The organism is Amycolatopsis balhimycina FH 1894 (assembly GCF_000384295.1).
In the GTDB taxonomy this organism is placed as follows: Bacteria; Actinomycetota; Actinomycetes; order Mycobacteriales; family Pseudonocardiaceae; genus Amycolatopsis; species Amycolatopsis balhimycina.
In genome coordinates, this window is the sequence record NZ_KB913037.1 from 7,058,497 (window position 1) to 7,072,287 (window position 13,791).

General features: G+C 72.4%; 9 protein-coding genes. 8 read left to right on the forward strand and 1 reads right to left on the reverse strand.

Annotated features, from left to right (window positions below; translation table 11 throughout):
- The first annotated feature begins 47 nt into the window (after positions 1-47).
- The 3 genes from A3CE_RS0132405 to A3CE_RS0132415 are packed head-to-tail and all read left to right on the forward strand — an operon-like array spanning position 48 to position 4,264.
- A complete protein-coding gene (locus tag A3CE_RS0132405; protein WP_020644265.1) occupies positions 48-1,628 on the forward strand; it encodes a DAK2 domain-containing protein in 1,581 nt (526 codons plus the stop codon).
- A 3-nt stretch (positions 1,629-1,631) separates the two neighbouring features.
- Entirely contained in the window at positions 1,632-3,785 is a 2,154-nt protein-coding gene (recG, locus tag A3CE_RS0132410) for an ATP-dependent DNA helicase RecG (RefSeq protein ID WP_020644266.1), read from the forward strand.
- Positions 3,782-4,264 carry a GNAT family N-acetyltransferase gene (locus tag A3CE_RS0132415; protein ID WP_020644267.1) on the forward strand — a complete coding sequence of 161 codons (483 nt, stop codon included), beginning with the start codon at positions 3,782-3,784 and terminating at the stop codon, positions 4,262-4,264. The genes recG and A3CE_RS0132415 overlap by 4 nt, the downstream gene beginning before the upstream one ends.
- On the opposite strand, the gene A3CE_RS0132420 is transcribed toward A3CE_RS0132415, so the two are convergent.
- Positions 4,224-4,859 (reverse strand): TetR/AcrR family transcriptional regulator, encoded by a 636-nt coding sequence (locus A3CE_RS0132420; protein WP_020644268.1) that lies wholly within the window; start codon positions 4,857-4,859, stop codon positions 4,224-4,226. The two genes, A3CE_RS0132415 and A3CE_RS0132420, sit on opposite strands and share 41 nt — an antisense overlap.
- Before the next feature lie 31 nt (positions 4,860-4,890).
- On the opposite strand from A3CE_RS0132420, the gene A3CE_RS0132425 reads away from it, so the two are divergent.
- The 5 genes from A3CE_RS0132425 (at position 4,891) to A3CE_RS0132450 (ending at position 13,776) form a co-directional block, all read left to right on the forward strand.
- Complete coding sequence (locus A3CE_RS0132425; RefSeq protein WP_020644269.1) at positions 4,891-6,036, forward strand: erythromycin esterase family protein; 1,146 nt, start codon at positions 4,891-4,893, stop codon at positions 6,034-6,036.
- 54 nt (positions 6,037-6,090) lie between these two features.
- On the forward strand, positions 6,091-8,421 hold the full coding sequence (locus A3CE_RS0132430) for a caspase, EACC1-associated type (RefSeq protein ID WP_020644270.1): 2,331 nt from the start codon (positions 6,091-6,093) through the stop codon (positions 8,419-8,421).
- Between the two features lie 43 nt (positions 8,422-8,464).
- Positions 8,465-9,367, forward strand: a complete 903-nt coding sequence (locus A3CE_RS0132435) for a S8 family peptidase (RefSeq protein ID WP_043791201.1) — start codon at positions 8,465-8,467, stop codon at positions 9,365-9,367.
- A 134-nt stretch (positions 9,368-9,501) separates the two neighbouring features.
- Positions 9,502-12,879: a pyruvate carboxylase gene (locus A3CE_RS0132440; RefSeq protein ID WP_020644272.1), complete on the forward strand. Its 3,378-nt coding sequence runs from the start codon at positions 9,502-9,504 to the stop codon at positions 12,877-12,879.
- An 87-nt stretch (positions 12,880-12,966) separates the two neighbouring features.
- Complete coding sequence (locus A3CE_RS0132450) at positions 12,967-13,776, forward strand: arginase family protein (RefSeq protein ID WP_020644273.1); 810 nt, start codon at positions 12,967-12,969, stop codon at positions 13,774-13,776.
- Positions 13,777-13,791: the final 15 nt, after the last annotated feature.

The window sequence follows — 13,791 nt, forward strand, 5'->3', positions numbered from 1 at the left end:
GCACCGGGTCGATACGCTGCCGGAGGACCGGGTCAGGAGGTTACGGGGTGCGGGTGCTGGACGCGGCGGCGGTTTCGGCGTGGGCGAAGGGCTGTGTGCACAGCCTCGCGAGCCTGCGGCCGGCCATCGACGAGATCAACGTCTACCCCGTCGCCGACTCCGACACCGGCTCCAACATGCTTTTCACGATGACCGGCGCGGCCGCGGAACTGGGGAAAACGAGCCCGGAGAACGCCGCCGACGCACTGAAGATCCTCGCGCGGGGCGCGGTCGCCTCGGCCAAGGGCAACTCCGGCGTGATCCTCTCCCAGGTGGTGCGCGGGCTGGCCGACGCCGCCGACACCGACCAGCTCGACGGCCCGTGGCTGGCCAGGGCGCTCGGCCGCGCCGACGAGGTCGCCACCGGCGCCGTCAGCCGCCCGGTCGCCGGGACCATCCTGACCGTCCTGCACGCCGTCGCCACCGCCGTCCGCGGGGATATCGAGCCGCTCGGCGAAGTCGCGAGGAAGGCCGCGAAGGAAGCCGCGCACGCCCTCGAGAAGACGCCCGAGCAACTGCCCGCGCTGGCCAGGGCCGGGGTCGTCGACGCCGGGGCACGCGGTCTCGTCGCCGTGCTCGACGCGCTGGTCGGCGTGCTCACCGGCGCCCCCATCGAGCAGGAACACCCCCTCGAAGTCCACGCCGCTCCCCAAACCGAGGCCTACGCCTGGGAGGTCATGTACCTCCTCGACGGCGTCGACGAGGTGAGCCTGCCGACCCTGCGCAAGGAGCTGAGCGGCCTCGGCGACAGCGTCACCGTGGCCGGCGACGGCTCCGGCAGCCACGCCGTGCACGTCCACTGCGCCGACATCGGCGCCGCCATCGAGGCGGGGCTCGCGCTGGGCCGTCCGCGCCGGATCCGGGTCGAACCGCTGCTCACGCCGACGCCGATCGAGCCTGGCGGCGGGATCGACCGCACGGTCGTCGCCGTCGTCCACGGCGGCGCGCTGGCCGAGCTGCTGCGGGCCGAGAGCATCCCGGTGCTGGCCGTGCCCGAAGGCGGGACGCCGAGTGTCGAGGACATGATCGGCCTGCTCAACGAGGCCGCGGGGCGGCACGTCACCGTGCTGCCGGGCAGTGTCGCGCTGACCGCCGCGGCCGACACCGCGGCCGGGCACGCGATGGCCGCCGACCGGGACGTCGTCGTCATCCCGTGCGCGTCGCCGGTGCAGGTCATGGCCGCCCTCGCGGTGCACGACGCCGGCCGCCGCACCAACGACGACGTCGTCGCGATGGCCGAAGCGGCCGCCGCGACCAGGCGTGGCGAACTGCGGATCGCGCAGGAGGAGTCGCTAACCTGGGTGGGCCGGGCCCAATCCGGCGACGTGGTCGGCCTGGTCGACGACGAGGTGGTGCTGATCGAGCCGGCGCCCGCGTCGGAGACGAACCTGGTCGCGGCCGCGATGAAGGTGCTGAACCGGATGCTGGCGCTCGGCGGGGAGCTGGTGACGGTGCTGAGCGGCGCCGACGCCCCGCCCGGGGTCGCCGAAGAGCTCGCGGAGCAGCTGCGGGTGGAGCACCCGGAGGTGGAGCTGGCCGGCTACGCCAGTGGCCAGGCCGACGCCGTGCTGCTGATGGGAGTCGAATAGCGAATGGCCGGGTTGCGCGACAAGCTGCCGTTGCTGCTGGGCGCCAAGACGGCGAAGGCGCTCGCCACGGCGTTGGACATCGAGACGGTCAGCGACCTGCTGCGCCACTACCCGCGCCGCTACGCCGAGCGCGGCGAGCTCACCGACATCGCGGGCCTCGAACTGGGCGAGCACGCCACGGTGATGGCGCGGATCGAGAAGGTGAGCAAGCGCCGGATGAAGTCCCGCAACGGGACCATCCTCGACATGGTGATCACCGACGGGAAACGCCGGCTCACCTGCGCCTTCTTCAACCAGGCGTGGCGCGAGAAGGACCTGGTCCCCGGCAAGACCGGGCTGTTCGCCGGCAAGGTCTCCGCCTTCCGCGACACCCTGCAGCTGACCAACCCCGAGTACGAGCTCCTGGACGCGGAGAACGCGGACGAGGCGATGGACGACTTCCTCGCTGCGATCATCCCGGTCTACCCGGCGGCGCAGGGCATGCCGTCGTGGTCGATCGGCAAGTGCGTGCGCCAGGTGCTCGACGTCCTCGAGGTCGACGAGGACCCGATGCCCGCGGACCTGCGGCGCCTGCACCGCCTCTCCGACCTCGACACCGCCCTGCGCGGCATCCACCGCCCGGAGAACTGGGCGCACCTGGAGGCCTCGAAGAAACGGCTCAAGTGGGACGAGGCCTTGGCCGTCCAGCTGATCTTCGCGCAGCGGCGGTACTCGGCCATCTCACGTCCGGCGAAGGCGAACCCGCACGTCAGCGGCGGCCTGATGGACGCCTTCGACAAGCGGCTGCCCTTCGACCTCACCGCGGGCCAGCGCGGGATCGGCGACGAGATCGCCGCCGACCTGGCCTCGGAGCACCCGATGAACCGGCTGCTGCAGGGCGAGGTCGGGTCCGGCAAGACGGTCGTCGCGCTGCGGGCGATGCTGCAGGTCGTCGACAACGGGCGGCAGGCCGCGATGCTCGCGCCGACCGAGGTCCTCGCCGCGCAGCACGCGCGGTCGCTGCGCGAAATGCTCGGCGACCTCGGCCAGGCGGGGGAGCTCGGCGCGGCGGAGAACGCCACCAAGGTCACGCTGCTCACCGGGTCGATGGGCGCGAAGGAACGCAAGAAGTCGCTGCTGGAGATCGTCAGCGGGGAAGCCGGCATCGTCGTCGGCACGCACGCGCTGATCCAGGACCACGTCGAGTTCGCCGACCTCGGCCTCGCCGTCGTCGACGAGCAGCACCGCTTCGGCGTCGAGCAGCGGGACGCGCTGCGCACCCGCGGGGCGGGCGACACCAGCCCGCACGTGCTCGTCATGACCGCGACGCCGATCCCGCGCACGGTCGCGATGACCGTGTACGGCGACCTGGAGGTGTCCGCGCTGCGCGAGATGCCGGTCGGACGGTCGCCGATCAAGACGACCGTGGTGCCGGTCGCCGAAAAACCCGCCTGGTTCGAGCGGATCTGGCAGCGGGTCCGGGAAGAGGTCGGCAAGGGCCACCAGGCCTACGTCGTGTGCCCGCGGATCGGCGACGAGCCGCCGTCGGACAAGAGCGACAAGCGGCCGCCCCTTGCCGTCCTGGAGGTCGCGCCCGATCTGGAAAACGGACCGCTGCAGGGCCTGAAGATCGGCGTGCTGCACGGCCGGATGCCGCCCGACGACAAGGACGCCGTGATGCGGGCGTTTTCGGCGGGAAAGCTCGACGTCCTCGTGGCCACCACGGTGATCGAAGTCGGCGTCAACGTGCCGAACGCGACCGCGATGGTGATCATGGACGCCGACCGGTTCGGCGTCAGCCAGCTGCACCAGCTGCGCGGCCGCGTCGGCCGCGGCAGCGTGCCGGGGCTGTGCCTGCTCGTCACCGAGACCCTCGACGGCACGGCGACGCGCGAGCGGCTGGCGGCGGTCGAATCGACCACCGACGGCTTCGAACTGTCCCGGTTGGACCTCGAACTGCGGCGTGAAGGCGACATTCTCGGCGCCGCGCAGTCCGGGAAGCGGTCCACGCTCAAGCTGCTGTCGCTGCTGCGCGACGAGGACGTCATCGCCGCGTCGCGGACCAGCGCGCAGGAGATCGTCGAACAGGACCCGGAGCTGAAGAAGTACCGCGGCCTGGCGCTCATGGTCGCCGACGTCGTCGACGTCGACCGCGCGGAGTATCTGGAGAAGAGTTGAACGCCATCCGCGCCGCCACGGTGGCCGACGCCCCGGCGATCGGCGAGATCCACGTGGCTTCTTGGCAGGCGGCGTACGCGGGGCTGCTGCCCGAGGAGTTCCTGGCCCGTCTCTCGGCCGAGTCGCGCGCGGCGTCATGGGCCCGGCGCATCGGGGATCCCGCCATCCCGGGCCGGGTCCTGGTCGTCGAGGACGGCGGCGACATCGCCGGGTTCGCGGCCTTCGGCCCCGGGCAGCTCTACGCGCTCTACCTGCGGCCGGAGTACTGGGGACGGGGACTCGGCCGGCTGCTGCACGACCGGGTCGTCGAAGAGCTCCCCGGCGACAGCGCCGTCCTGTGGGTGCTGGCGACGAACGAGCGGGCGAAGGCCTTCTACGTCCGGCAAGGCTGGGTGGACGACGGCGCCTGCCAGACCGAGACGATCGACGACGGGCGCGTCACGCTGGAGGAGATGCGGTACCGCCGTTCGTTGCCGTGAACACGCCGGCTTTCGCGGCCGCGGCGGCCGCGGCGGCGGCGACTCCCGCGTCCGCCGTCGTCACGCCTTCCCGGGACACGAACAGGCGGTAGAAGATCGGCCCGCAGGCCACGCGCACCGCTTCCACCGGATCGGTGCCGGGTGGGACTTCGCCGCGCTCGACCGCCCGGACGACGGCGGCCGCCGAACGGGCGTGGCGGTCGACGTAGAACTCGCGCAGGGCCTCGGCCGCGCGCGGGGAGAGGAACGCGGCCGAGATGGACGCCGTGGGCAGCTCGCGCTCGCCCGGGGTGGTGAAGTAGCGCACCAGTTCCAGGTTGACGGCGCGCAGGTCGCCTTCGAGGGAGCCGGTGTCCGGCACGGCCCACTCCTGCTCGGCGCCCATCAGCAGGGCCGCCGCGACCAGGCCTTCGGCGGACTCCCAGCGGCGGTACAGCGTCGTCTTGTGCACACCCGAGCGTTCGGCGACCGCCTCGACGGTCAGCTCCGCGTACCCGCGTTCGCCGAGCAGCTCGAGGGTGGCGTCGAGCGCGGCGAGGCGGGTCCGCTCGGTGCGGCCGCCCGGGCGCTGCGTCCCGGAAATCTCGGTTGCCAACTGCTACTCCTGTTGCGTTAGTGTGCTCAGTATGCCAGAACCCGACCCGATCTCCGTCACCGCGATCGCGGACCTGATCGGCGACGCCGAGGTCGTCGCCATCGGCGAGAACAACCATCACATCCGCGAGTTCGGCGTGCTGCGCGACCGCCTTCTGCGCCACCTCGTCACCGAGTGCGGGTTCACCGTCCTCGGGTTCGAAGGCGGGTTTCCCGAGGGGCACCTGGTCGACGACTGGCTGCGGGGTGGCGACGGCGACGTCGCCGACATCGCCCGGGACGGCTTCACCTTCGGCCTGGGCGACTCGGCCGAGGTGCACGAGATGCTGACCTGGCTGCGCGGCCGCGGCGTCCGGTTCTCCGGGCTCGACGTGCCGAGTTCGGCGGGTTCGCCGGTGCCCGCGTTGCAAGCGCTGCGTTCGGAGATCCTGCGCGTGGATCCGGCCAACGCGTCTCTTGTGGACAATGCTCTTTCCGTGTGCGAGCCCTACGCCTCGGTCAGCAGTGCGATCGCGCCGGGGCGCTATGGGGCGATGAGCGTCGAAGCGCGGGACGCGGCGACGACGGCCTTGACCGTCCTCAAAGGACACGTGGAGTCGCTGGCGCCCGTGTACGGCGAAGTCGCCGCGCACCACGCGGAGGGTGCCCTGCGCGTCGACCTGTACCTGCGGGAGCTCGACGCGCTGATGGCGGGGCGCGCGCCCGAGCCGCAGAGCTCGTCGCGGGACACGTACATGGCGGCCACCGTGCGGCTGCTGCGGCGGCAGTTCCCCGGCGAGAAGATCGTCCTGATGCTCCACAACGGACACCTCCAGCGCGTGCCGTTCTCGCCGATGCCCGGCATGACGGTGCCGTCGGCGGGGACGCACCTGGCCGCGGAACTGGGTGATCGCTATTTCGCGCTGGCGCTCACGGCGGTTTCCGGGACGACGACCGGCCTGGAGCCCGACCCGGCTTCGCCGCTCGGGTTCCGGATGTTCGAGCAGGCCCTCGGGGAACCGGCGGAAGGCAGCGTCGAGGCAGCCGTCGCGGATCAGGCGCCGTGCCTGGTCACGCGCCCCGCGGCGGCGGGCATCCGGCACGCGCACCTGACGCCCGCGGTGGACGTGGCCGCCGCCTTCGACGCCGTCGTCTGCCTGGAGAAGCAGGAAACGATTTACCAGGGCGTTGCCGGGTAGGTGCGCCCGTTCGGCCGATTGCCGTAGTGCCCGGCGTGGGCGTTTCCTACCGGTATGGCCGGGCGGAGGCGGGCGCTGATCGTCGCCAACGGCGAGTACGACAACGCGGGACTCCAGCGGCTGGGCTCGCCCGCGGCGGACGCCGACGCCCTGGCCGGCGTCCTGGCCGACCGGACCATCAGCGACTTCGACGTCCGGGTCGTCCGCAACGAGACCGCCCACGTCGTGGAGGCGGAGATCGAGGACCTCTGCGCCGAGGGCAGGCCCGACGACGTCCTGCTGCTGCACTTCTCGTGCCACGGCCTCAAGGACGACTCGGGCGGGCTGTACTTCGCCGCCCGCAACACCCGGCCCGACCGGCTCCGGTCGACGGCCGTGCCCGCGGACTTCGTGCAGCAGTGCATCCGGCAGAGCCGCTCGCGCAGCATCGTCCTGCTGCTGGACTGCTGCTACGGCGGGGCGTTCGGGCAGGGCGTGGCGGTGCGGTCGTCGGGCGACGCGAACGTGCTGGACAGTTTCCGCGGCGGCCGCGGCCGGGCGGTCATCACGGCGTCGAACTCGATCGAGTACGCCTTCGAGGGCGCGAAGCTGGCCTCGGACGAGCCGGCCCAGCCGTCGGTGTTCACGTCGGCGCTGGTGGAGGGCCTGCGCACGGGCGAGGCCGACCGCGACGAGGACGGCTGGATCGCGCTGGGCGAGCTGTACGAGTACCTGTTCGACCGGGTTCGCGAGCGCAACCCGAAGCAGACACCGAGCCGCGACATCGAGATGCAGGGCGAGCTGTACCTGGCGAAGAGCGGGCGGCGCCGGATCAAGCCGTCCCCGATCCCGGCCGACCTGTCGGCGGCGATCGCGGCGGAGAACCCGTTCACGCGCCTGGGCGCGGTGGCGGAACTGCGCCGCCGCTTGGCGAGCGACAACCTGCCGGTGGCGTTGGGCGCGTTCGAAGCGTTGAAGCTGATGGCCTCGACGGACATCGAGCACGTCGCGGCGGCGGCCTCGGACGCACTGGGCTTCGCGGTGGTGCGGGTCGATGCCGCGGCGCTGCGGCTCTCGGCACCGGCTGGTTCGCGCGCTTCGGCTCCGCTCCGCACGCTGGGGCCCCCGGTGGCGCGGGAAGTGCGGTTCGAGGCTTCGCACTCGTGGATCCGGGTGACGGCGACGGATTCGGGAGCGGACCTGGCGGCCACGGCCGGGGAGCCGGGAACGCGGCGCGGCAACGTCGTGGTGACCGGCCCGACCGGGGACGTGGTGGTCGCGGTGGAGATCGAGGCACTCCCGGTCCCGGAGCCGGTGGCCGCCCCGGAAGCCGAGCCCGTGCCGGCTGCGGAAGCCGGGACCGCGCCGATCGTGGTGGCCGGACCGGAACCCGGCTCTGCGCCTCCCTCTGAACCTGTGGCGAAGCCGGCGGCGGCTGAGGAGGTGCCCAAACGCCCCAATGTGGCATTGGGTGCGCTGGACGCACCCAATGCCACATTGGGGCGCTCCACCGGGCCCGTGGTCGCCGGAGCGGAGCGTGGGCCCGCGCCGGACCCCGGACCAGCCGCCGCGGGACCCGGGACGCGGGAATCCGCCGCCGGACAGGTGGATCCGGTCGGCGGGTTCGCCGGCCTGCTCGCGGTCGCCGGCGCGGTGCTCGCGTTGGCCGGGCTGCCGCTGACCTACCGTTACGGGTACTCCTTGGGCCAGTACCGGCCCGGCATGGACGTCTTCGTCCTGGTCATGGCCGCGTGCGCCCTGCTCGCCGGGATCCTGACACTGGCGCCGGGGACGAGGTCGCGCACCGGTCCCGCGCTGCTGTTCGGGACCGGTCTCGCCGCGCTTTTCGGGCTGCTGCGCTTCCTCGGCGAGGCGATCGCGCTCTCGCAGCACGGCGACACCGAGCTGAAAGCCGGCTACACCTTCGAACTGCTCGCGCACGTCGCCTGGCTGGTCGCGGCGGTGTGCGCGCTGGCGGCGCTCTGGCGGAGCCCCGCGGTCGCGCTGGGCGCCGGGTGGGTGCGCGGCCGGCCGGCGTGGGCGGCGATCCTGCTCGGCGTGACGGCCGCTACCGGCTGGGTCGTCCAGCTCGGCGACCTGACCACCTACGACTCCAGCGACGGTGGCCGGGCGACGGTCTACTTCCTGCTCGGTGCTTTGCTGGCCGTGTCCGTGCCCGTCGTCGCCGTGGTGCTCCGGCCGCGCGCGGTCGGCTGTGCCGTGCTGGCCACGGGGACCGCCGGCCTGCTGGGTGTGCTGGCGCCGACGTTCACCGCCTGCTGGGAGGAGGCTTCCCTGTCCCTGACCGGGCAGGCGATTGCCACGGTGGCCCTCGTGCTGCTGGCGGCCGACACCGTCGTTCTGGCCGTTCAGGCCCGGAATCAGCCGATCGGGCGACAGCCCTGAGTTGTCACCCCGTCACTCCCGGGGTACCACGACGATCATGAGGATGCTTCCCGTGACAGCGGCAGTGGCGCTCGTGCTCGCCGGGCAGACCCCGGCCGTCGCGGCCGGCGGGGTGCAGCCCGATCCGCCGAGCTGGGGGCTGGACCGGATCGACCAGCGCACCGGCCTCGACCACGCCTACCACTACGCCACCGACGCCTCGGGCGTCACCATCTACGTGATCGACAGCGGCGTCGACGCCAGGCACCCCGACTTCCAGGGCCGGGTCGCGCCCGGGCGGGACTTCCTGAACGGCGGCTCCGACACCGCCGACACCAACGGCCACGGCACCCGCCTCGCCGGCCTCGCCGCGGGCAAGGACTACGGCGTCGCGAAGGGCGCGCAGATCGTGCCCGTGCGCGTTCTCGACAAGGACGGCGGTGGCGCCACCGACCAGATCATCGCCGGGATCGACTGGGTCGCGCAGAACGCCCAGCAGCCCGCGGTCGCCGTCCTCGGCATCGGCGGGGTGCCGAACGACCGGCTCGACGCGGCCGTGCGGCGGCTCGCCACCGTGGTGCCCGTCGCCGTGCCCGCCGGCAGTGAGACGGCCGACGCGAGCGGGTACTCGCCGGGGCGGGTGGCCGAGGCGCTGACCGTCGGGGCCACCGACGACCAGGACCGGCCGGACAAGGCGTCGAACTTCGGTGAGGACGTCGACCTGTACGCCCCCGGCGTCGACGTCCCCGGCCCGGTCGCCGGCGGCACCGGCGCGAGCCCGGAGTCCGGCACCTCGATGGCGGCGGCGTTCGCGGCCGGCGCGGCCGCGCTGTACCGCGCCCAGCATCCCGACGCGACGCCCGCCCAGGTCGACGAGGCCCTGGTGCGAGCGGCGACCCCGGACGTGCTCAAGGGTGTCCCGGACGGCACCGCCAACCGGCTGCTCTACCTGACGGCGGGATCCTGAAAAGCTGCCCAGCCGAGTCCCGGGCGAACCCCGCCGCGGCGCATGATGTCCATCACCTGGTACTGAACTCCCGGAGAGCGGGAAGAACCGGGTAACGTGCGTTGACTTACCGATCCAAGAGGGAAGGACCGGGCATGTTCCGCAAGGTTCTGGTGGCCAACCGCGGGGAGATCGCGATCCGGGCGTTCCGCGCCGGCTACGAACTCGGTGCGGGGACGGTCGCCGTGTTTCCGCACGAAGACCGCAACTCGCTGCACCGGCTGAAGGCCGACGAGGCGTACGAGATCGGCGAACCCGGTCACCCCGTGCGCGCCTACCTCTCGGTCGACGAGATCGTCGCGGCGGCGAAGAAGGCCGGGGCCGACGCCGTCTACCCCGGTTACGGCTTCCTTTCGGAGAACCCCGACCTCGCGCGCGCGTGCGAAGAAGCGGGCATCACCTTCGTCGGGCCGAGCGCCGACATCCTCGAGCTCACCGGGAACAAGGCCCGCGCGGTCAAGGCCGCGCGCGAAGCCGGCGTGCCCGTGCTCGGGTCGTCCGAACCCTCCAGCGACGTCGACGCGCTCGTCGCGGCGGCCGAGGACCTGGGCTTTCCCATCTTCGTCAAGGCCGTCGCCGGTGGTGGCGGGCGCGGCATGCGCCGCGTCGAAGACCCCGCCCTGCTGCGCGAGTCCATCGAGGCCGCCGCGCGCGAGGCCGAGTCCGCCTTCGGCGACCCGACCGTCTTCCTCGAGAAGGCCGTCGTCGAGCCGCGGCACATCGAAGTGCAGATCCTCGCCGACGGCGCGGGCAACGTCATCCACCTCTTCGAGCGCGACTGCTCGGTGCAGCGGCGCCACCAGAAGGTCGTCGAGCTGGCCCCGGCGCCGAACCTCGACCCCGAGCTGCGCGACCGCATCTGCGCGGACGCGGTCAAGTTCGCCCGGCAGATCGGCTACCGCAACGCGGGCACCGTCGAGTTCCTGCTCGACAAGCAGGGCAGGCACGTCTTCATCGAGATGAACCCGCGCATCCAGGTCGAGCACACGGTCACCGAAGAGGTCACCGACGTCGACCTCGTGCAGTCGCAGCTGCGGATCGCCTCCGGCGAGACCCTCGACGACCTCGGCCTGAGCCAGGACCGGATCTACCTGCGCGGCTTCGCGCTGCAGTGCCGCATCACCACCGAGGACCCGGCCAACGGCTTCCGCCCGGACATCGGGATGATCTCCGCCTACCGCTCGCCGGGCGGCTCGGGCATCCGGCTCGACGGCGGCACCGCCTTCTCCGGTACCGAGATCAGCGCCCACTTCGACTCGCTGCTGGTCAAGCTCACCTGCCGCGGCCGCGACTTCAAGACCGCCGTCGGCCGCGCGCGCCGCGCCGTCGCCGAGTTCCGGATCCGCGGCGTCGCGACGAACATCCCGTTCCTGCAGGCGGTTCTCGACGACCCGGACTTCCGCGCCGGCCGCGTCACGACGTCGTTCATCGAGGAGCGCCCGCACCTGCTCACCGCGCGGCACTCCGCCGACCGCGGCACGCGGCTGCTGACCTACCTCGCCGACCAGACGGTCAACAAGCCGCACGGCGAGCGCCCGAAGACGCCGGACGCCACGCTCAAGCTGCCGAAGCTGCCCAAGGACGCCCAGCCGGCGCCGGGCTCGAAGCAGAAGCTCGTCGAACTCGGCCCGGCCGGGTTCGCGGAGTGGTTGCGGAAGTCGCCGCACATCGGCGTCACCGACACGACGTTCCGCGACGCGCACCAGTCGCTGCTCGCCACGCGCGTCCGGTCGAAGGACCTCCTCGCCGCGGCGCCGGTCGTCGCGAACACCCTGCCGCAGCTGCTGTCCCTGGAGTGCTGGGGCGGCGCGACCTACGACGTCGCGCTGCGGTTCCTCGCCGAGGACCCGTGGGAGCGGCTGGCCGCGCTGCGCCAGGCCGTGCCGAACATCTGCCTCCAGATGCTGCTGCGCGGGCGCAACACCGTCGGGTACACGCCGTACCCGACCGAGGTGACCACCGCCTTCGTCCAGGAGGCGACGAAGACCGGCATCGACATCTTCCGGATCTTCGACGCGCTCAACGACGTCGAGCAGATGCGCCCGGCCATCGAAGCCGTGCGCGAGACCGGAACCGCCGTCGCCGAGGTGGCGCTCTGCTACACCTCGGACCTGTCGGACCCGGCCGAGAAGCTCTACACGCTCGACTACTACCTCAAGCTGGCCGAGCAGATCGTCGGCGCCGGGGCGCACGTCCTGGCGATCAAGGACATGGCCGGGCTGCTGCGCGCGCCCGCGGCGACGAAGCTGGTCACCGCGCTGCGCAAGGAGTTCGACCTGCCGGTGCACATCCACACCCACGACACCGCGGGCGGCCAGCTGGCCACCTACCTCGCGGCGATCAACGCGGGCGCGGACGCCGTCGACGGCGCGGTGTCGTCGATGGCGGGCACGACGTCGCAGCCGTCGCTGTCGTCGATCGTGGCGGCCACCGACCACTCCGACCGCACGACCGGGCTGAGCCTGGACGCGATCGGCGACCTGGAGCCGTACTGGGAGAGCGTGCGCAAGATCTACGCGCCGTTCGAGGCCGGGCTCGCGTCGCCGACCGGGCGCGTCTACCACCACGAAATCCCCGGCGGGCAGCTGTCGAACCTGCGTACCCAGGCCATCGCGCTGGGCCTGGGCGACCGGTTCGAGGACATCGAGGCGATGTACGCCGCGGCCGACAAGATCCTCGGCCACCTGGTGAAGGTGACGCCGTCGTCCAAGGTCGTCGGCGACCTCGCGCTGCACCTGGTCGGCGCGGGCGTCTCGCCGGCCGACTTCGAGGCCGAGCCGAACAAGTTCGACATCCCCGACTCGGTGATCGGCTTCCTGCGCGGCGAGCTCGGCGACCCGCCGGGCGGCTGGCCGGAGCCGTTCCGCACCAAGGCCCTCGAGGGCCGCGCAGCCGCCAAGCCGGTCGTCGAACTGTCCGAAGAGGACCGTTCCGCGCTCGCCGCGGAACCGCGCCGGACGCTCAACCGGCTGCTGTTCCCCGGCCCGACCAAGGAGTTCGAGGCACACCGCGAGGCCTACGGCGACACGTCGGTGCTGCCCAGCAAGGACTTCTTCTACGGGCTGCGGCCGGGGGAGGAGTACCCGGTCGATCTCGAGCCGGGCGTGCGGCTGCTCATCGAGCTGGAGGCGATCGGCGAGGCCGACGAGCGTGGCGTGCGCACGGTGATGTCGACGCTGAACGGCCAGCTGCGGCCGATCCAGATCCGCGACCGCTCGATCGCCTCGGACATCCCGGCGACGGAGAAGGCCGAGAAGGGCAACCCGAAGCAGGTCGCGGCGCCGTTCGCGGGTGTGGTGACGCTGCAGGTCGCCGAGGGCGACACGGTCGAAGCCGGGGCGACGGTCGCGACGATCGAGGCGATGAAGATGGAGGCGTCGATCACGGCGTCCACCGGCGGCACGGTCGGGCGGCGGGCGATCACCGCCGTCCAGCAGGTCGAAGGCGGCGACCTTCTGCTGGTCCTGGAGTAGCCCGGATGCCATGAACGACTCTTTCATGACGTCCGACGTCATGAAAGAGTCGTTCATGACGTCGCTGTCCCGCGATACGCTCGGCGGATGCTGATCAACGCGGTACCGCAACGGCAGGGCGCGGTGGGGCCGCGCGCGACGGAGCTGCCGGACGGCTGTGTGGCGCTCGCGGAGCTGGCCGGGCACGTGCTCAGCCGGCCGGTGCACTACGTCCGGCAGACGCACGCGGTGTCCGAAGTGGACCGTGGCATCGCGTCCCGTGCGGTGCTGACCGGGCCGAACCGGGTGGCGCAGCTGGCGGCCCTGGAGGCCCCGGGCGGCCCGGTGCTGACGATCGGCGGCGACTGCGGCGTCGAGCTGGTGCCGATCGGCGTGGCCCGCTACCGGTACGGACCCGGGCTGGGCGTCGTGTGGTTCGACGCTCACCCGGACCTGAACACGCCGGATTCGTCGCCGTCGGGGGCGTTCCACGGCATGGTGCTGCGGTCCCTGTTCGGCGAAGGCGACCCGGAGTTCGCGGCGGATCCGGCACTGACGCCGGGGAACGTGGCGCTGGCCGGAGCCCGCGTGTTCGACCCAGCGGAACAGGCGGCGGTCGATGGCGGCCTGGTGGTCACGCCGGTCGAAGCCTTGACGGGCGTGGAGAAGCTGTACGTGCACGTGGACCTGGACGTCCTGGACCCGTCGGAGTTCCCGGGACTCAACTACCCGGAGCCCGGCGGCTGGACGATCCCTCAGCTGGTGGCGGCCCTCGACGCCCTTTCCGGATACGCCGTCGTCGGCGCGGGGATCACGGAGTGCGTGGGCACGCCCCGCGAGGTCGAGGTCCTGGAACCGGTGATCGCCGCGATCGGCCGCCTCCTCTCCCCCCGCCGGCCCGTCGCCCCAAGTCCGTGATGGCCACCTTGAGGA

Excerpts from the sequence above, each read along its gene's own strand:
- recG (WP_020644266.1), top strand. The coding sequence starts at position 1,632 with ATGGCCGGGTTGCGCGACAAGCTGCCGTTGCTGCTGGGCGCCAAGACG.
- A3CE_RS0132450 (WP_020644273.1), top strand. The coding sequence starts at position 12,967 with ATGCTGATCAACGCGGTACCGCAACGGCAGGGCGCGGTGGGGCCGCGC.
- A3CE_RS0132430 (WP_020644270.1), top strand. The coding sequence starts at position 6,091 with ATGGCCGGGCGGAGGCGGGCGCTGATCGTCGCCAACGGCGAGTACGAC.
- A3CE_RS0132435 (WP_043791201.1), top strand. The coding sequence starts at position 8,465 with ATGCTTCCCGTGACAGCGGCAGTGGCGCTCGTGCTCGCCGGGCAGACC.
- A3CE_RS0132425 (WP_020644269.1), top strand. The coding sequence starts at position 4,891 with ATGCCAGAACCCGACCCGATCTCCGTCACCGCGATCGCGGACCTGATC.
- A3CE_RS0132440 (WP_020644272.1), top strand. The coding sequence starts at position 9,502 with ATGTTCCGCAAGGTTCTGGTGGCCAACCGCGGGGAGATCGCGATCCGG.